Genomic DNA, 19063 nt, shown 5'->3' with positions numbered 1-19063 from the left:
ACGCCGCTATGATATGCGACCTGAACAAAAACGAGTATAACGATGAATTTTCTCGCACACCTGCACCTGGCTCACCTCGCCAATAGTTCGCTTTCCGGTAATTTGCTGGCGGATTTTGTTCGCGGCAACCCGGATGAACGCTACGCGCCCGACGTGGTTTCCGGCATCCATATGCACCGCCGTATCGACGTACTGACCGACAACCTGCCGGAAGTCAAAGAAGCGCGCGGCTGGTTTCGTCCTGAAACACGCCGTGTCGCGCCAATCACGCTTGATGTGATGTGGGATCATTTCGTCTCGCGCCACTGGGAGCAGATCTCGCCCTCAATGCCGCTTAGCGAATTTGTCGGCTACGCGCATGCACAAGTCAGTGTGATCCTGCCGGAGGCGCCGCCACGTTTCGTCAATTTAAATGACTATTTATGGTCGGAGCGCTGGCTGGAGCGCTACCGGGAGATGGATTTTATCCAACGGGTGCTAAACGGCATGGCCAGCCGCCGACCGCGACTCGATGCCCTGCGTGACTCGTGGCAGGACCTGGATAACCACTACGAGGCGCTGGAAGAGAAGTTCTGGCAATTCTACCCACGCATGATGGCGCAGGCAGAAGCCAGAACGCTATAATTACGCCTTCTCTTTCACCTCGCGCCAGATGCGCAGCGCCATCCATGCCAGCGCCACTACCCCCAGCACCAGCGCGGCCCAGACCAGGCCGGTAAGCCACTGGCTACGCTGCTCAATCGGTGAGATGGCGCTCAGACGCGCTTCGCCGCCCAGTTTTACCTCGTCGCCGACCCACGCCTCTGGCAGGCTTTCCGGCGCATGCTTCTGGCGTAAAGCCGCAGGAATCAACGCATCGAGATCCGTTGCCACGCTTTGCGCCGCTTTATTCCCCCACGCAAGAATGTACGGGCCGCTCCCCTGGGCATTAAAGATAAGCGTCTGGCCTGGTCGTAGCCCTGTCAATTGCGGCACGACTTTCGGCAGGTGAGCGTTGACCGTTGTCACCTGAATCTCCTGCACGTTACCCACCGTGACGGGGATTGGCTCTGATATCTGGTTATTTAAATTCCACAGCACTGTTTTCGCAAGCGGTCGCCACGCCTCATCGGCGCCGGAGCGCCAGGCGATCTCTACCGGCAGCGTACCCTCCTCTTCCAGACTCAGGGAAATGGAGGTCACAGGCTGCGGGCTGGCCCAATGGTAAAGCGCCTTATCCTGCGAGAGCGCACGCCCGGCGGCGGGCAGGGCCACATTCGTTATCTCCGTCGATTGCGGGTTTTCTATCACCACTGCGCGGGTAAGCGTGACAGGCAACTGCGGCTTATCAAACACCAGCAGTAAATAGCGCGGGGTATTGGTAACCATCGAAAGAGTAATGTTGATGGTATTCAGCGTCAGGCGATCGCTGCCGCTCGCGACGTCCATCAGCGGCGCATCCGCCTGCATTAAATCCCACTCTTTCATATCATTGCTGTAGTAGAGCGATGCTTTCCCCTGCCAGTTCACCGCCGGTTTATCCCAGCTAAGCTGAAGCTGTGTGACGTTCTGTCTTTGCACGTTATCCGGCAGCGCCAGCAGATAGCTCTCGCCCATCGTGTTAATGCGTTCCCCTTCAAGCTTGATTTCATAACCCTCCGGGGAGCGCAGCCAGACCCGTTCCCCGGAATCTGACAGCTTTTCAACAGGTGAAGCTGCAAGAGGGAAAAGGCGTAAAGCCTGCTCCTTCGGCGCGGGCTGCGCCTCCTGCTGCACCTGGAGCGTAAAGGGCACACGCTCACCCTGATGGTTAAACACCCGGACATCGCGCAGATCGGGCCAGACGCTTTGCTGGTAGACATCGTCGGGTAACGCAACCCGATACCAGGGCGATGAGGCCGTTGTTGTAAGCGACCTGCCCCAGGCATAATCCTGCGGCGACTCCGGGGCGGTTTCCTGGGCAAGCCCCGGTAACGCCGCGCACCATAACGCGCCGGTAAAAATCGCTATCTTCCATTTCATGATTTTTCTTCCTCGCTGAACGCCTTCGCCCCTTTAGGCGGTAAGGGAGAGAAATACCCCACGATTAACACCAGCACCGCCACGCCAATAAAGGCGATAGCCCGCGCCAGGCCGCCACCGCCCGCGCTGTCTACCAGCATTAATTTCACGATGACAACCCCCAGCAACGCCGCGCCGCCGAGCCACTGGTGCCGCGACCCTCGCCGGGTAGCCAGCAGCATCACCACCAGCGCACCCAACATCCAGAACAGCGCGAAACTGGTCTGAATCAGACGCGAATTCCACAGGCTTTCGCTATCCCAGTCCACACCGCCATAGTGCGCAAGCAGGCGCAGCAATAGTCCGTTAATCCACCAGAAAGCCAGCGCCAGCAGCGCAGGTGCAACCAATGGCGTAACGGTCGCAGGCAGACGCGGCCGCGCATAACGACACCAGAACCATACGCCGAGCAGCGCGAAGGCTGCCCCTTCTTCCAGCGGGTTAACCAGCGGCAGATAAAGAGAGTGAATAACGCGCCCGTCATGCATATTGCCAGCCACCAGCAGAACAACTAACAGCGGGATAAGCGGTAGCGGTCCCAATTGACCATAGAGTGCAGGCCAGACGCGTAGCGGCCAAATGTTGCGACGAATGCCGCCGTGAAGCAGCAGAATGACAATGCCGCCAGCCGCCATCGGCAAGCCGATACGCCAGGCGTCCATTCCCCAGGGCAGTGCATCAACAAACCAGAAAAGCTCGGTTCCCGCCGCCAGTAAAATCATCCACAGCAGCGAAATATGAAGCCCTTGCGACAACCGGGCAGGAACTCTGCGCTCCCGCGATAACAGTAAGTACGCCGAGGGCAGCGCCACGCACCAGGCGAGGTTTTGCCAGCCCGCCCCCAACAATTGCCGCTCGATAGTCAACTGCCAGAGCAAAACCACCAGCATCACGGGCCAAAGCAGCCATACAGCATAGTGTAACGCCCGCCAGTGAAGCCGCCGTGCCATATAGCGCCAGCCCCAAACCGACAGCGCCAGCAGTCCCAGTACCGCCGCCGGAATGCCTTTATTGAGTATCCAGTCAGACGCGCCCCAGAGCGCCACCAGCCAGAAGGCGATACCGCCCGCCAACAGCACCAGGCCGCCTGGTGCCGGCAGGCGACGCCACAATCTGGCGGCAACCAGCCAGGTCGCGCTCAATACCGCAAAAATCACCATCACCGAGAACGCCGTTGTGCCGTCGGTCATCGCCCATAGCGCACTGCCGAGCGCCAGTACCAACAAACCCGTACCGCTATAGCTCATGCGACGCTGCCCTTGCATCACGCCAAGCCACAGTACGCCCAACCCTTCCAGCGCCCAGGCCATCGCAGTCCAGCGGGCTGAAAGCGCCAGCGGAATAGCAAGCGTGGTGAATGCGCCGCCAAGTGCCAGCGCCGCCAGAACAAGCGGTTTTCCCGCCGCAGGAAAGCGTTTTACGGCGCTCCAGGCCAGCAGCATATAAAACGCGCCGTACCCCAGCGCACTGAGTGCCGGGCCATATGTCAGATGCTGTGTGATGGCATATTGCATGCCAAACCCTATCAGCGGCGGGGCAAAGAGCAGCACGCCATCGATAATGCGCTTGCCTTTCTTTTGCGCGCGCAATGACAGCGCCACGCTCAATACGCCGAAGATCAACAGATTAGCAATCAGGAAGAGCTGGCAGCTCAGGTAGTACTGAGGCCGGTAGTCGGCGATACCCCACACTCCCCCCACCCCGAAGGTGAAGAACATCCCCAACAGGTTGAGTTCGCGCCAGTGCTGCCAGACGCTGATCGCCAGGATGCCGACAGACAGTAATAAATAGAAAGAGAATAACGTGACATGACTGCCGCCGCCCGAAGACAGCAGCAGCGGCGCGGCGTAACCGCCCAGACTCGCCAGCATGGCCAGACTCAACGCGCGCTGTAGCACCGCCAGCCCGACGCTGGCCGCGCAAATTAGCAATAACAGCGCAAACGCCAGCGACATGGGGAGCATCTGCCACAGTCGAAACGCGCCAAAGACCGTTAAATAGAGCGCACCTGTTGCACCACCTTGTAGAATTAAGGCAAAAACAGGCTGCTTGTGTCGCAAACGCCAGCCGAGGAATAACAGCGCCATCGCACCCAGCGCGGCAACGGCCAGACGCAGCTCCAACGGGAAGAGCGAGCGTTCAACGCTATAACGAAAGAGAAAGGCCAGCCCAAGAAACAGCAGGATGATACCCAGCTTTGCCAGCGGGTTTCCTTGCATAAACCAGCGCAACAGCGCGGTGACCATACCACCAGCCTGGCTGCCAGACGCGGGCTCCTCGCGTTCCGGTAGGGGAATGGAACCTCTGGCCGACACGGTTGCCGCTGGTGTCCCTCGCGCCCAGACATTCACCGGAGCCGGTTCGATAGGAACCGGTTCGGGCTCAGGCGTTGGCTGCGGTTCCGGAACTGAAACCTCAGGTACGACAACATCAGGTACGATAACCTCAGGCGAGTCAACAGGAGAAGCGGTCTCCTGCGCTGCAGGCGCATGTCCCGGCGCATAACCACTCATCTGCTGTTCAAGCAGAGCCACGCGCTGGCGCAGGCGCGACAGCTCATCTCTGGCCGCATTACTACGCCGGTAAGCCAGAATCGACATTACCGGGATAACCACCAGCAATAGAAACAACACAGTACAGGCTATCAGTACCAGTCCATCCATGATTTCACCTTCATTCCGGAGCGTGCATATACTTTGGCACAAAGTATCGGAATTGCGCTATTCCCGCTGCGCTTTCTGGTAGGTGTTAGTTCCCCTGCCACACAGAGGCAGAGATTGCCGGTAAGGACAGCACCCCATCCTGCAATGTGCCCTTGCCCTCTTTACCGTGCCAGACTTTGACATCCAGTAGCGGCGATTCCGGCAGGACAACTTCGCAGGGCTCGCCACGGTTAATCGCCACCAGCACCCTTTCTTGCTGATACAAACGCAAAAAGATCACCACGTTCCCTTCGGCGTAGATAACCTGACAGCCGCCGTAACAGAGCGCCTGGCTACGTTTGCGCAGACGGGCCAGCCGCTGATAGAGCGCCAGCAGTTCCGTGTCCTGTTTCGCTTTGTCCCACGGGAAGGGTTTGCGGCAGAAGGGATCGTTGGCACCGTCCAGCCCAACCTCATCACCATAGTAAATGCAGGGCACGCCGGGCCAGGTAAACAGCCAAACCACCGCCAGCGGCAACCGGGCCACATCTTTCCCCAACACCGTTTTAAAACGCGGTGTGTCGTGGCTATCCAGTTGGTTGAACATGCGTAACTGTTGCTGATGCGAAAGCCCGGCGCGGTAGTTATCCATCCACACCATGCAGGTGTGCGCATCAATACGCTGGGGATCCATCGAAATATCGGTATTCGCCAGAAACGCCCATACCGGAAAGGTAAAACCGCGGTAGTTCATGGCGGCGTCTTCCACGTCCGCCTGTAGCCACTGGCGCGCATCGCCGAAATGCTCGCCGACGATATAGGCCTCAGGCAGTGTCTCTTTGGCGGCTTTGGTTATCCCGGCGACATGTTGCAGGTTATTGCGCGCACCGCCCCCCTCACCCAGCATGTGCACCACATCCAGCCGCCAGCCATCCATATTCCAGGGCGCTTTCAGCCAGTGACGTACCACGCTGTCTTCGCCCTGGTACATCTCGTCCACCAGAGTTTGCGCCTGGTAGTCCAGCTTTGGCAGGCTGGAATAGCCCAGCCAGTCACGCGCGCGGCCATCCTCATCAAAACTGTACCATTCACGCCATTCGGAAGCGGGGTTATGACAGGCACCAGTGGTGCCGCGGTTGTGTCGGTCAAACCAGGCATGTGAATCACCGCTGTGATTAAAGACCCCGTCCAGTACCAGACGGATCCCCAGACGATGGGTACTCCGACGCAGGCGAAGCAGTGCCTGATCGCCGCCGAAACGTGCGTCCACGTGACGATAATCTTCCGTATCGTATTTATGCACGCTAGGGGCGACAAAGACCGGGTTCAGATAGAGCGCAGTTACACCCAGTTCATGCAGATAAGGCAGCTTTTCACTGATACCGTCCAGCGTGCCGCCATAAAAGGTCGAGCCGCCGGCCTCGCCGCTCAACGGTTCATCCCAGTCGCGCAGCACGATCTCCTGGCCTGCGGCGTGGTGATAGTAAACGTTGTTCTGTTGATCTTGATGCTGTTCACTACGAGCAAAACGATCGGGGAAGATCTGATAGAACACCTGTTCTGCTACCCACTGCGGCCCACTGTCAGGGGAATCGACGGCGAATTGCTCCAGCCGTGCAGGGGGAAACGGGCTGAACCCCTGCGGGGTAAACCAGAGCTGGCGGTCGTCCCACAGTAGCTTAAAGCTGTAACGACGCCGCGGCTGGCCACTTTGCAGTGAGATGGCTGCACGCCAGGCCGTCACGCCAGGTTTTGGCGTCAGGCGGACCCGCCGCATCGGTATCGAGGTCTCTTCATTATCTATCTCGGCCCGTAACGTGACGCGAGACGGAGGCTTACTTCCGGTTAGCCAGAGTGTCATCACCAGTTGGTCTTTGTTCTGTTTTACAAATGGCGCGACAGGCAGATGCCAGGCTTGCAACATCGACTTTCCCCTATGTCAAAAATGACCTCACTCTTGCACAAATCTCGTCTCGACAGCTCATCTTTTCTGCGTTTTTATGGGGTTGAGAACCAGGGCGCAGAAAACTCGCTGCGCATATTTTTCGCAAAGCCAAATATGATCCGCCGGGTTTCACGCCGGGTACCGTCGATGAGGATGGCGCTCTCGCTGGCTTTTGTTACCAGCCTGCTGTGCGGCCTTTCGCATTATGGCAATGGTCCGGGGTGTATTTCGGGCATCAAGCTTCTGACCGCATGCAAAAGCGCTTTACCTTATCTGAAAAATTGAGAGGGATGTAAACGGACGTAGCGCATTCCGTTTACCATTACCAGCGAATCAGGGTGATTTTGCTGTTTGTTTTTTAATATTTGATAAAGGATGATCAATGAAGTTAACTATTTTCACGTTTACCTTGCTGGCGACTCTAAGCGGTTCCGTCTTCGCTGAGGATAATATTCAATTCGTTTCGCAAATTGACAACATAAAAATGACCAGCGGCGCATTAGACAGAAAAGGTGGTCTTATAAGTGCTGCAAGAATTTACCTCAGTAGCGATTCACCCTGTCATAAAGATACGATCTATATGACTGCCGATTCATTAAAACTGTCGCAGGATGATTATAAAAAGCGACTTAACGAAATCTGGCAGAAAGCGGACAATGATTACTATTTCCGTTTTACCGCATCATCTTGTGATAGCGAAGGCTCGCAGATGGCGAGTAATATTGAAGTCTGTAATAAAGATATATGTGACAGCAAATTCGTGGTTGACGACACGATACTGTGGGTTGGCGGCGATCTCTCACAGTTCTATCTCGTCAACCGCAATCAAGCCGTTGATGATGCTAATTTCTTTATCCGGCTTCCCTTGACCGAAGGTAAAAATAAAAATACCTGGAAAGTCACTGGCTGGTATCTTGGTGATAATCTTGATACCTCTGGCGAAGGTAAAACAAAAGCCTTTGAAGGCTATACGGATACACCTGATTTCAGCTCACAGAAATTTATCGGCCCCTTTACCGCCTGGCATCGTTCAGGCCAAAAATCGGCACAGTTTACCTATGACGATAACGGCTATCGACAGGGGGAAATGAATTCCTGGCATGAAAACGGCAAGCCCTCCCAGAAATTTACCTATAAAAACGGCGCGCCGGATGGCAAATTCCTCGAATGGAATGAGAACGGCACGCTAGCAAGTGAAAGTACTTTTAAAGACGGCCATCATACTGACGGCCCATGCAAACATTATGGCAGCAAGGGAGAGCTGCTGCGGGAACACAGCTACCGCAACGGCGAATATGATGGAAAATACATTGATTACTTTGCTGACGGTAAAATAAAGCTCGAAAACTTCTATAAAGAGGGAAAATTAGTCGGCGATAGCAAAGAGTTCTACGCCAATGGTCAGCTTCGGATCCTGAGACAATATGACCAACAGGGCAACAAAGAGGGTCTCCAGGAAGTTTATCGTGAAAACGGTACCCTAATATCCAAAGAAATCTACAAACAGGATAAGCATATCTCTGCTGAGAGGTGGTATCAAAACGGCCAAAAAGCATCCCTCAAACAGTACGATGAGAATGGCAAAAAAAATGGTAAGCACCAGAAATGGACTGAAAACGGCCAACTTATCAGCGAGGAAGAATATAACCATGGCAAGCTGTCACTGGATAAAAAGCGGACAAAAACTGGCGCCCCGGTAAGCGAAGTTATTTATAAAAAAGGAAGCAATCAGAGTGTCAAAAAGCACTGGAGTATAAAAACCGGCAAACTTATCTCCCTGGCGCACTACGACGACTATCAACAATCAGGTCCCTCTAAAAAATGGGACGAAACCACCGGTAAACTGATCCTCGAAACAAGCTATAAAGAGGGCTTCGAGCATGGTCTGCGTAAAGAATATGATCCACAGACCAGTGAGTTGATACTGGAAAAATGGAGTGAAGGTTTATCTGACGTTAATAAATATGTTAACAACCAACCGTCCATTAAGAAATATAAAAGCGGCAAGCTGATCGCTGCTGGCTGCAATATAACAACGCTTCTTGAAGATCCCGATGGTGTGAAGGCGCAGGCTAAAAAAGGTGACATCAAAGCACAGGTTCAGCTTGGTCAGTATTATGACGGCTGTTCTGAATTTAAACAGGCTGAAACCTGGATGCTAAAGGCCGCGAAGCAGAAAAACGGCGAGGCGCTGGACTGGCTCGCTCAGCTCTACCTGAAGGGCCAAAAGGATGTCATTGCACAAGATATCCCGAAATATCTGCAGTACAACGAGCAGGCGGCAGAAGCAGGCATTGCTCAGGCGCAGTATCGGGCGGGGATAGATTTTCTGCCGCCTGAGGTTTGCCAAAAAGTGATGTCCAGTTGCGATGCCAAATACCGCTATCCAACCGCTGACATGAAAAAAGCGCTGTACTGGCTAAATAAAGCGGCACAACAGCAAGAAGATAGCGGCGCGTTAGAAATACTTGCGTCGCTATACGGCTATGGTTTTGGCGTTTCGCAGGACGGTAACAAAGCGTTGGCCTATTACGGCGAGCTCAAGAAAAAATACCCTGAAGCAGAGTATATTCAGAAACAAATCACAAAGCTTAAAGCCTATTTAGCCGCATCCGGGCAATAAGCTGTACGTTATGACGCCTGGGTAATGCTTACCCGGGCGTCTTTTTATTTATTGAGAACGGGTTTTGCCTTAAACATCCAGCCAATCAGTAGCAGAACAATCCACGCGAAACCCACATACAGCGAAATGCGCGTGTCCGGGTGCCAGCCAATCAGGGCGATAATAAAGACCAGAAAAACCAGGCCAGCCACGGTGGTGGCAACGCCGCCCGGCACTTTGAATTTCAGGGCATTCACTTCCTGCGGCGATAAACGACGACGGAAGGCAATTTGCGACAGCAGGATCATGATCCATACCCACACGGTGGCGAATGTCGCCAGCGAAGCAATCACCAGGAAGACGTTTTCCGGCATGATGTAATTGAGGTAAACCGCAAACAGCAGCGCGATGGTCATCACCATTACCGTGACCCACGGAATGCCGCGACGGGACGTTTTGGCAAACACTTTGGGCGCACTGCCCTGCTCCGCCATACCGTGCAGCATACGCCCCACGCCAAACACATCGGAGTTAATCGCCGACAATGATGCTGTCAGTACGACGAAGTTAAGAATGCTGGCCGCGAAAGTGATCCCCATATGCTGGAAGGTCAGCACGAAGGGGCTGCCGTCGGTCCCCACCTGGTTCCACGGGTAGATAGACATGATGACAAACAGCGTGCCCACGTAGAACACCAGAATACGCATCGGTACGGAGTTAATCGCACGCGGAATAGATTTCTCAGGGTCTTTCGCTTCCCCGGCGGTGATGCCGATGATTTCAATACCGCCGTAGGCGAACATCACCATTTGCAGCGACATCACCATCCCCAACCAGCCGTTACTAAAGAAACCGCCGTTGGTCCACAGGTTACTGATACCGGTAGGCTGTCCGCCGTTGCCAATCCCCCAGATGATGATGCCAAAACCAGCGACAATCATGATGATGATGGTAGCGACTTTGAAGAAAGAGAACCAAAACTCCAGCTCACCAAAGACTTTCACGCTCATCAGGTTGATGGCGCAGATGATCAGCACCACGCTGAGCACCCAGATCCAGTGCGGTACGGCGGGAAACCAGACCCCCATATAAATGCCAAAGGCCGTCACATCGGCAATCGCCACAATCAGGATTTCGAAACAATAGGTCCAGCCGGTGATATAACCGGCCAATGGCCCGAGGTTTTCCTGCGCGTAGCGGGAAAATGAACTGGCGGACGGGTTGTGTACTGACATCTCGCCCAGCGCGCGCATGATGATATACGCCGCCACACCACCGATGATATAGGCCAGCAATACGCTTGGCCCGGCCATTTTGATGGCATCGGCTGAACCGTAAAACAGCCCGGTGCCAATCGCCGACCCCAGGGCCATAAAGCGAATGTGCCGGGTACTAAGACCTCGCTTTAGTTTGTTCGTACTTTCCATGGTTTCCTGTTCCAGGATCTAAAAAAAACAAAAAACCACGGGACTTTACGTCCCGTGGTTAGTAAACCTTATTGCGCAATTAATGGGCGCTGGATGTCACCTGACGCCCGGCGGCACGATCCCAGCACACAGCCAGAGCCACCATCACCACTGTTGGCATCAACCAGGCCAGCCCCTGCTCTGCCAGCGGTAGACGCTGAGTCCAGGCCGGAAGCATATCGCTAAATGCAGATGCTTTGATACCGTCCAGTACGCCAAACGCCAGACTGATGAACATCGCCGGTGCAATTACGCGGGTCGAATTATGCCACCAGGAGCGCGTAAAGCTTAACACCACAAGTGCGATACACGGCGGATAAATCATTGTCAGCACCGGAATAGAGATTTGAATCAGATGACTCAGCCCCAGATTCGACACTGCCATGGAGAAGATCCCCAGGATAAACACCAGCGCACGATAAGAGAGCGGCAGATATTGCGAGAAGAACTCCGCGCAGGCGCAGGTCAGCCCCACCGCCGTAACCAGGCAGGCGATAAAAATCAGCGCAGCCAACAGGAGGCTGCCAGCGCCACCAAAGGTATGGGCAACATATGCATGCAAAATCGCAGCACCATTGGCAGACTGATCCACCAGCGTCGAGCTATCAGAACCCAGACGGAACAGCGCCAGATAGAGCAGCGTCAGACCGACACCGGCCATCAGGCCAGCCCAGACGGTATAGCGGGTCAGCAAGCGGGCTTCTGTTACGCCACGTGAACGTGCCGCATTAACGATAACAATACCAAACACCATCGCGCCCAGCGTATCCATGGTGAGATAGCCATTCACAAAACCGTTCGAGAACGCCGCATGCTGGTAGGCATCCATCGCATGGCTAATCGGACCGGCTGGCCAGATGATAGCGGCAACAGAGAGAACGATCAGCGCGATAATTTTCAGCGGCGCGAGAAAATTCCCGACGGTATCCAGCAATTTGCCCGGATAGAGCGACACCAGAATGACCAGCGCAAAGTAGATAATGCTGTAAATCAGCAGCGGCAGTGAGCCTTCACCGGTCAGCGGCGCAATCCCCACCTCAAACGATACCGTCGCGGTACGCGGCGTGGCAAACAGCGGCCCCACGGCAAGATAGCAGACGGTGGCCAGCAGTACGCCGGCTACTTTACCAATCGGCGTGCTGAGGCTATCCACCCCTCCGCCCACTTTCGCCAGCGCGACGACCGTCAGCACCGGCAGGCCCACAGCGGTAATCAGAAAGCCAATTGAGGCAGTCCAGACATGCTCGCCCGCCTGCAAACCAACCATCGGAGGGAAGATGATATTTCCGGCGCCGACGAACAACGCGAAAGTCATAAAGCCCAGAGCAACAATGTCTCGTGGTTTTAAATGATGGGTCATAAACGTTTACTGCCTGTGGATGTGATGTTGTAAGTGTTGAAATTTTCGCCTTATTTCAGCGGAACATTACGGCGGAAATAACCTTTAAACGTAGCGGGAAACACTTCCCGCGCTGCGTGACGGAGAATAGTTTTTCGATTTACCACGCAAATACAGTCGGTCTGACGACATACGGGGCGCAATTTAAACGCTTATAACGTTTAAAGGCAATAAGGGATCGCAAAACCAGATGGTTATACCAACTCTACAATAAATGCCAGATGAAGATACTGTATATAAGAAAAACGGATGGCTAATCATGCGAACAAAAAATAGTCAGAGACATAATCTGTTTGAAGATTCGGGAAAAACGAAGTGTGAAAAGCGGGTCTATGACAGAAGTGGAAAGAAAAACTGACACCTCAGGTGTCAGCTTGCGTTCTTCACGACGAGACGTGCGGGCAATGTAAAACTGAAACGGGTGCCTTTACCCGGCGTACTGTCGATTTCGAGCTTACTTTCGTGATGGTTAAGCGCGTGTTTTACGATAGCCAGCCCCAAACCGCTACCACCGGTTTGCCGGGAGCGGGCTTTATCAACGCGGTAAAAGCGCTCTGTCAGGCGAGGAATATGTTCAGGCCCAATCCCCGGCCCATTATCTTCAACGATAAACTGAGCGCCAGAGATCGCACGCTGCCAGCGCACGGTAATGTGTGTTCCCGCTGGCGTATGGTTCACGGCGTTATAAACCAGATTGGAAATCGCGCTGCGTAGCTGATCCTCATTCCCCAGCACTTTCAGGTCGTTGTCGACCACGAATTCAAGCTCATGCTTCTTTTGGCTTAACGTCTGCGCCTCGCGCTCCACAACACGCAGCATCATCGGCACATCAATAGTTTCATTTGGCGGTAACGTTGGCGCCGCTTCTATTTTGGATAATGTCAGTAACTGTTTGACCAGACCTTCCATTCGCGATGTCTGCTCACGCATGGTGTGCAGCGCCTTGTCACGCGGCGGCCCTTCCAGCGTCTGCTCCTGCATCATTTCCAGATAGCCCTGCAATACCGTCAGCGGTGTGCGTAGCTCATGGCTGACGTTGGCAAAAAAGTTACGCCGGGCCCCTTCAAGCTGATGCATTTGCGTGACGTCACGCGCCACCATCAATAACTGCTGCTCGCTGTAGGGCATCACGCGGATCTCCAGATGGCGACCATTGTTCAGCACCAGATTCAGCGGGCGGGTGAAATCTTTCGTTTTAAGATAGCGGGTAAATTCCGGATAACGCAGCAGGTTGAGAATGTTTTGTCCGTTATCGTCCGGCCAGCGTAGATTCAGCAATTGCTGTGCCAGGCCATTACACCAAAACATTGTCCCCTCTTCGGTGATCATCACTAACGCATCAGGTAGCGACTCCGCGCCACTACGAAAACGTTTGATCAGATTACCCAGCTCACGACGGCGTTTTTTATTACGCATCTGCATCTGGTGCAGACCATAAAGCAGGGGTTCCCAGCTTCCCGTGCCCGGCGGCGGCGTCATACTTTTATCGACCCACAACCACCAGGAAAGACGCATTAAATTCCAGAAATGCCAGGCCAGTAACCCGGTGACTGCCACCAGTAAAAACCAGGGCAGATAACCAAAGAAAGCGCCGAGCAGTGCAGCGGGTAGACAACAAAGGATGAGTTCGAGTACCAGCCTTTTCCATGACAGCCGTTCCAGCACGCGTCACACTCCTTTCAGATTTTAGAAACGGGTCGAGAAACGATAACCCGTGCCGCGAACGGTTTGAACCATACGATCGTGGCCGCTGTGTTCCAGCGCTTTACGCAACCGGCGAATATGAACATCCACCGTGCGGTCTTCAACATACACATTCGTTCCCCAGACATGGTTCAGCAGTTGTTCGCGGCTATACACACGCTCAGGATGCGTCATAAAGAAATGCAGTAGCTTAAACTCCGTCGGTCCCATGTCCAGAGGATTTTCACCGGTCATTACACGGTGAGAGCTCGGATCAAGGCTCAGGCCCTGCATTTCAATGACTTCTTCTACCGCCATCGGCGAGATACGACGCATGACAGCCTTAATACGTGCCACCAGTTCCTTGGGCGAAAACGGCTTAGTAATGTAATCGTCCGCGCCCGTCTCAAGTCCGCGCACGCGGTCTTCTTCTTCACCACGGGCGGTCAACATCATCACCGGGATATCACGGGTCATCGCTTCACGCTTGAGATGTTTAATGAACTGAATACCTGAGCCACCTGGCAGCATCCAGTCGAGCAAAATCAGATCGGGCCAGGGTTCATTAAGTTGGTTCACCGCGCTGTCATAGTCTTCCGCTTCGACAGGTTGAAAGCCGTTTTGTTCGAGCACGAAACACACCATCTCACGGATTGGCGCTTCGTCTTCTACGACCAGAATGCGTCTTGCCATAATTTGCCCTGTTTAAATTAAGTCATCAGCTAAGTGCGGCGCCATTATGCGTCACTTTTGTGACAGATTTATGAAACAAATGACCAACAGGTGACCCAAGCCTTTGTTTTATGACAGTGGGAAATTCTTTCACTGGCGGCTCGTGTGCCCGTGAATGTTATAATCGCGTTTACGCTTTTTTGCCACGGAACCGCTATGCGCATCCTTCATACTTCGGACTGGCACCTGGGTCAGAACTTCTACAGTAAAAGCCGCGCCGCCGAACACGACGCTTTCCTCACCTGGCTGCTGGCCACCGCTGAGGAGCACCTGGTCGACGCCATTATTGTCGCGGGCGACATCTTTGATACCGGCTCCCCGCCCAGCTATGCGCGCGAGCTGTACAACCGTTTTGTGGTGAAATTACAGCAGACGGGTTGTCATCTGGTTGTGCTGGCAGGTAATCATGATTCAGTAGCCACCCTTAATGAATCGAAAGATATTCTTGCGTGGCTGAAGACAACCGTTGTTGCCAGCGCAGGCAGCGCGCCTTTTTATTTACCGTTGCGTGACGGCTCGCCCGGCGCGGTTTTCTGCCCGGTGCCTTTTTTGCGTCCACGCGACATCATGACCAGCCAGGCGGGACTCTCCGGGCAAGAAAAACAGCTACATTTGCTGCAAGCCATCACCGATTACTACCAGCAACAGTATCAGGCCGCCTGCGAATTACGCGGCGACAGCGTGCTGCCGATAATCGCCAGCGGGCATCTGACCACCGTCGGTGCCAGTAAGAGTGACGCCGTACGTGACATCTATATCGGTACGCTGGATGCCTTCCCCGCGCAAAACTTTCCGCCTGCGGATTACATCGCGCTTGGGCATATTCACCGCCCGCAAAAGCCAGGTGGGCAAGAGCATATCCGCTACTGCGGCTCGCCTATCGCTCTGAGCTTTGACGAAACTGGTAACAGCAAATATGTCAATCTGGTGACATTTTCAGCAGGAAAACTGGCGGATGTGACAGCGCTGGAAGTCCCTGTTACACAGCAACTGGCGGTCATCAAGGGTGATCTTGAGTCGATTCGTCAGCAACTTGAGCAGTGGCGTGGCAGCCCAACCGACGCTCCCGTGTGGCTGGATATCGAGATCGCGACCGAGGATTATCTGAGCAACATGCAGCGAAAAATTCAGGCACTCACCACCAATCTGCCGGTCGAGGTGTTATTGGTTCGCCGTAGCCGCGAACAGCGGGAGCGCATCCTCGCAGGTGAGCGCCGCGAAACCTTAAGCGAGTTAAAAGTGGAAGAGGTTTTCGCGCGTCGCCTGGCGCAGGAGGAGCTCGATGACATCCAGATTGCCCGCTTGCAGTCGCTCTTTTCCGAAACGCTCCACTCGCTCAATCAGGAGCATGACGCATGAAAATCCTCAGCCTACGCCTGAAAAACCTTAACTCATTAAAAGGCGAATGGAAGATTGATTTCACCGCCGAGCCGTTTGCCAGTAACGGCCTGTTTGCCATCACCGGGCCAACCGGCGCCGGGAAAACGACCCTGCTGGATGCCATCTGCCTGGCGCTCTATCACGAGACACCGCGTCTGAATACCGTTTCACAGTCGCAAAATGATCTGATGACCCGTGACACCGCCGACTGCCTGGCAGAGGTCGAATTTGAAGTTAAAGAGGTCGCTTATCGTGCATTCTGGAGCCAGAGCCGTGCGCGTAATCAGCCGGACGGTAATTTGCAGGTTCCGCGTGTAGAGCTGGCCCGCTGTGCAGACGGCAAGATCCTCGCCGACAAAGTAAAAGACAAACTGGAGCTAACCGCCGCCTTAACCGGGCTCGATTATGGCCGTTTCACCCGCTCCATGTTGCTCTCCCAGGGGCAATTCGCCGCGTTTCTCAACGCCAAACCGAAAGAGCGCGCAGAACTGCTCGAAGAACTGACCGGCACCGAAATCTACGGGCAGATTTCTGCCGACGTGTTTGAAAAACATAAAGTCGCCAAAATCGAGCTGGAGAAACTGCAGGCGCAGGCCGAAGGCGTGGTTCTGCTTACCGATGAGCAGCGGGAATCCCTGAATGCAAGTGTGCAGGCACTCACTGACGAAGAACAGCGTCTGTTAGACGGGCAGCGGAGTGTGCAGGCACAACTGAACTGGCTTATTCGCAGCGGTGAATTGCAAGCCGCCTGCGACCAGGCACACAAAACCCGGCAGCAGGCACAACAGGCACGCACTGCCGCCGAGCCTCAGTTGGCGCGGCTTGCGCGGGTTCAACCGGCCCTGCTGCTGCGGCCCGTCTGGGAGCGGTTACTGGAGCAGCGAAAAGCACAGGACAGCAGTCGTCGCCAGAATGAAGAAGTAAATACTCGCTTACAGGCGAGCCTGGCGCTGCGGGCCCAGATCCGCGCCTGCGCCGCACGCCAGCATCAGGAGTTGATGGCGTCGCAAAAAACGCTGTCGCTCTGGCTTGAAGACAACAAACGCTTCCAGCGCTGGCAGACTGAGTTAACCGGCTGGCGGGCGATGCTAAGCCAGCAGGAAGATGACAAAAAGCCGTGGCATGCCCTGCAGGAACGCATTCAGCAAAACGAGTACAAATTACGTAATCTGATGACCGTCTCGCTGGAGATGACCACCGATGAGGTTAACGCAGCGATGACGCTCTGTGCGCAGAACCGCCCGCTGCGTCAACGCCTGACCGCCCTGCATGCACGTTTTGCCCCGCTACAAAAACATCTCGCCCAGCGGCAGCAAAGCCTGACCGAATTGAAAGCTGAGCAGGAAAAACTGACGGCCGAGCTGGCGCGTAAGCGTGAGCTTTATAAAGAAAAAAACCAGTTGCTGACGGATGTTCGCACCCTTTGCGAGCTGGAAGACCGCATCCACAGCCTGGAAAGCGAACGTGCCCGTCTGCAACCGGGTCATCCCTGCCCGCTTTGTGGTTCGACATCGCACCCTGCGATTGCTGAATATCAGGCCATCGTCCCCGGCGTGAATCATGCCCGCCGCGATGCGCTGGATCTCGAAGTCCGTCAGGTAAAAGAGGATGGCGTGGCACTCAGCGAGCGTCTGAAGGGGATAAGTGAGCGCATTGAAAAAGACGACCGCGAAGCGAAATCACTTCGCGAGCAGGAGCAAACGCTTACCAACGAGTGGCAGGAATTGTGCCTGACGCTGAATGTCACCCTGCGGCCGCAGCAAGACATCTCCAGTTGGCTGAGCGCGCAGGATGCCTACGAACATCAGCTCTATCAGTTGAGCCAGCGTTTGACATTACAAAGCCAGATCAACGAGTTGCGCCTGCAGGTTCAGCAATACCAGCAGGCGGCAGAGGCGCGCCGGGCCAGTCTGGCCGCGATGCTGGAGCCACTGGGGCTGACACTGCCGCCAGAAGGTGAAGAGGCACAATGGCTGGCAGCACGTACCTCGGAAGCGGAACTCTGGCAGGAAAAACAGAGCGCATTTAGCGCATTGCACGAGCAGATTGCACAACTAACACCGCTTCTCGACACGCTGCCGGAAGAAGCCGTTCCGGACGCGATAAAAACCGTTGCCCTGGACAACTGGCGGCAGGTACATAACGATTGCGTGTCGCTGCACAGTCAGTGGCAAACGCTGCAACAGCAACTGCGACATGAGACGGAGCGCCTGGCTGAACTGGAGAAACAGTTTGCCGATGCGCTGGCAAACAGTGAGTTTGCCGATCGGGAAGACTTTCTTGCTGCGCTGTTGAGCGATGACGAGCGCGCGCGCCTGGAGCAGCTTCGTCAGCGTCTCGACCGTGACGAACAACAGGCACAGGTACTGGTCGCCAACGCAGAACAGGCTCTCGCGGCGCATAGCGCGCAGCCTCTTGCCGCCCTGACTGACGATACGGACGCCGAAAAATCCCGTGAAGCGCTGGAGTTGCTGGCCCGCCAGTTGCGTGAAAACACTACCCGCCAGGGGGAGTGCCGACAGCAACTTAAACAGGATGCAGACAATCGCCAGCGCCAGCAGGCGCTGATGCTGGATATTGAACGCGCGGCGCTGCGCTGTGACGACTGGGGGCATCTCAACGCGCTGATTGGCTCAAAAGAAGGGGATAAATTCCGTAAATTCGCCCAGGGGTTAACTCTTGATAACCTGGTGTGGCTGGCCAACAATCAGTTGAACCGCCTGCACGGGCGCTATCTGCTTAAACGCAAGGTCAGCGAAGCGCTGGAGCTGGAGGTCGTCGATACCTGGCAGGCCGATGCGATACGCGATACCCGCACCCTTTCCGGCGGCGAAAGTTTTCTTGTGAGCCTGGCGCTGGCGCTGGCGCTGTCGGACCTGGTGAGCCATAAAACCCGCATCGACTCACTCTTCCTCGATGAAGGTTTCGGTACGCTCGACAGCGAAACACTGGATACTGCCCTGGATGCGCTAGACGCACTGAATGCCAGTGGAAAAACCATAGGCGTTATCAGTCACGTTGAGGCGATGAAGGAGCGTATTCCGGTGCAGATTAAAGTCAGGAAAATTAACGGGCTGGGTTACAGCAAGCTGGATAGCGCATTTTCGGTGCCACACACGTAACCAGTGAATACCCGGATGCGGCGCAAGCGCCTTATCCGGGCTAGCGAACGTT

11 protein-coding genes are annotated in these 19063 nt (G+C 54.9%); 4 read left to right on the top strand and 7 right to left on the bottom strand.

The genetic code is table 11. From position 1 onward, the window contains the following. Positions 1-42: 42 nt before the first annotated feature. Entirely contained in the window at positions 43-624 is a 582-nt protein-coding gene (gene acpH / locus ABIB59_RS09125) for an ACP phosphodiesterase (RefSeq protein ID WP_107223662.1), read from the top strand. Here acpH and ABIB59_RS09120 read toward each other — a convergent pair whose 3' ends face one another. The 3 genes from ABIB59_RS09120 to malZ all read right to left on the bottom strand — a co-directional run bounded on the left by ABIB59_RS09120 (position 625) and on the right by malZ (position 6606). After that, positions 625-2001: a DUF3999 family protein gene (locus ABIB59_RS09120; RefSeq protein ID WP_354035083.1), complete on the bottom strand. Its 1377-nt coding sequence runs from the start codon at positions 1999-2001 to the stop codon at positions 625-627. It abuts the gene before it with no gap. After that, positions 1998-4703, bottom strand: coding sequence for a DUF2339 domain-containing protein (locus ABIB59_RS09115; RefSeq protein ID WP_354035081.1), 2706 nt, complete (start codon positions 4701-4703; stop codon positions 1998-2000). Before ABIB59_RS09115 ends, ABIB59_RS09120 begins: the two co-directional genes overlap by 4 nt. Positions 4704-4788: 85 nt before the next feature. Then, entirely contained in the window at positions 4789-6606 is a 1818-nt protein-coding gene (gene malZ, locus ABIB59_RS09110) for a maltodextrin glucosidase (protein WP_354035079.1), read from the bottom strand. Between the two features lie 403 nt (positions 6607-7009). On the opposite strand from malZ, the gene ABIB59_RS09105 reads away from it, so the two are divergent. Continuing rightward, the gene (locus ABIB59_RS09105) at positions 7010-9250 is read left to right on the top strand and encodes a hypothetical protein (protein WP_354035077.1); all 2241 of its coding nucleotides are present in this window, start codon (positions 7010-7012) and stop codon (positions 9248-9250) included. 44 nt (positions 9251-9294) lie between these two features. Here ABIB59_RS09105 and proY read toward each other — a convergent pair whose 3' ends face one another. The 4 genes from proY to phoB all read right to left on the bottom strand — a co-directional run bounded on the left by proY (position 9295) and on the right by phoB (position 14470). Then, the gene (gene proY, locus ABIB59_RS09100) at positions 9295-10656 is read right to left on the bottom strand and encodes a proline-specific permease ProY (protein WP_041852542.1); all 1362 of its coding nucleotides are present in this window, start codon (positions 10654-10656) and stop codon (positions 9295-9297) included. Between the two features lie 79 nt (positions 10657-10735). Continuing rightward, complete coding sequence (gene brnQ / locus ABIB59_RS09095; protein ID WP_041852543.1) at positions 10736-12055, bottom strand: branched-chain amino acid transporter carrier protein BrnQ; 1320 nt, start codon at positions 12053-12055, stop codon at positions 10736-10738. Positions 12056-12463: 408 nt separating this feature from the next. Then, entirely contained in the window at positions 12464-13759 is a 1296-nt protein-coding gene (phoR, locus tag ABIB59_RS09090; protein WP_041852544.1) for a phosphate regulon sensor histidine kinase PhoR, read from the bottom strand. Between the two features lie 21 nt (positions 13760-13780). Next, positions 13781-14470: a phosphate response regulator transcription factor PhoB gene (phoB, locus tag ABIB59_RS09085; RefSeq protein WP_041852545.1), complete on the bottom strand. Its 690-nt coding sequence runs from the start codon at positions 14468-14470 to the stop codon at positions 13781-13783. A 195-nt stretch (positions 14471-14665) separates the two neighbouring features. Between phoB and sbcD the strand changes: the two genes are divergently transcribed. Beyond that, on the top strand, positions 14666-15868 hold the full coding sequence (gene sbcD, locus ABIB59_RS09080; protein WP_354035074.1) for an exonuclease subunit SbcD: 1203 nt from the start codon (positions 14666-14668) through the stop codon (positions 15866-15868). Next, positions 15865-19011: an exonuclease subunit SbcC gene (gene sbcC, locus ABIB59_RS09075; RefSeq protein WP_354035072.1), complete on the top strand. Its 3147-nt coding sequence runs from the start codon at positions 15865-15867 to the stop codon at positions 19009-19011. The genes sbcD and sbcC overlap by 4 nt, the downstream gene beginning before the upstream one ends. The last annotated feature ends 52 nt before the right edge of the window (positions 19012-19063 follow it).

This window comes from Citrobacter sp. UYEF32 (genome assembly GCF_040546205.1).
GTDB lineage: Bacteria > Pseudomonadota > Gammaproteobacteria > Enterobacterales > Enterobacteriaceae > Phytobacter > Phytobacter diazotrophicus.
The sequence above is the reverse complement of the archived record's forward strand: the minus strand, read 5'-3'. Positions and strand labels throughout refer to the sequence as shown.

What these genes read in the sequence shown, in the direction of transcription:
- acpH (WP_107223662.1), top strand. Translation starts at nt 43, where the DNA reads ATGAATTTTCTCGCACACCTGCACCTGGCTCACCTCGCCAATAGTTCG.
- ABIB59_RS09120 (WP_354035083.1), bottom strand. Translation starts at nt 2,001, where the DNA reads ATGAAATGGAAGATAGCGATTTTTACCGGCGCGTTATGGTGCGCGGCG.
- ABIB59_RS09115 (WP_354035081.1), bottom strand. Translation starts at nt 4,703, where the DNA reads ATGGATGGACTGGTACTGATAGCCTGTACTGTGTTGTTTCTATTGCTG.
- malZ (WP_354035079.1), bottom strand. Translation starts at nt 6,606, where the DNA reads ATGTTGCAAGCCTGGCATCTGCCTGTCGCGCCATTTGTAAAACAGAAC.
- ABIB59_RS09105 (WP_354035077.1), top strand. Translation starts at nt 7,010, where the DNA reads ATGAAGTTAACTATTTTCACGTTTACCTTGCTGGCGACTCTAAGCGGT.
- proY (WP_041852542.1), bottom strand. Translation starts at nt 10,656, where the DNA reads ATGGAAAGTACGAACAAACTAAAGCGAGGTCTTAGTACCCGGCACATT.
- brnQ (WP_041852543.1), bottom strand. Translation starts at nt 12,055, where the DNA reads ATGACCCATCATTTAAAACCACGAGACATTGTTGCTCTGGGCTTTATG.
- phoB (WP_041852545.1), bottom strand. Translation starts at nt 14,470, where the DNA reads ATGGCAAGACGCATTCTGGTCGTAGAAGACGAAGCGCCAATCCGTGAG.
- sbcD (WP_354035074.1), top strand. Translation starts at nt 14,666, where the DNA reads ATGCGCATCCTTCATACTTCGGACTGGCACCTGGGTCAGAACTTCTAC.
- sbcC (WP_354035072.1), top strand. Translation starts at nt 15,865, where the DNA reads ATGAAAATCCTCAGCCTACGCCTGAAAAACCTTAACTCATTAAAAGGC.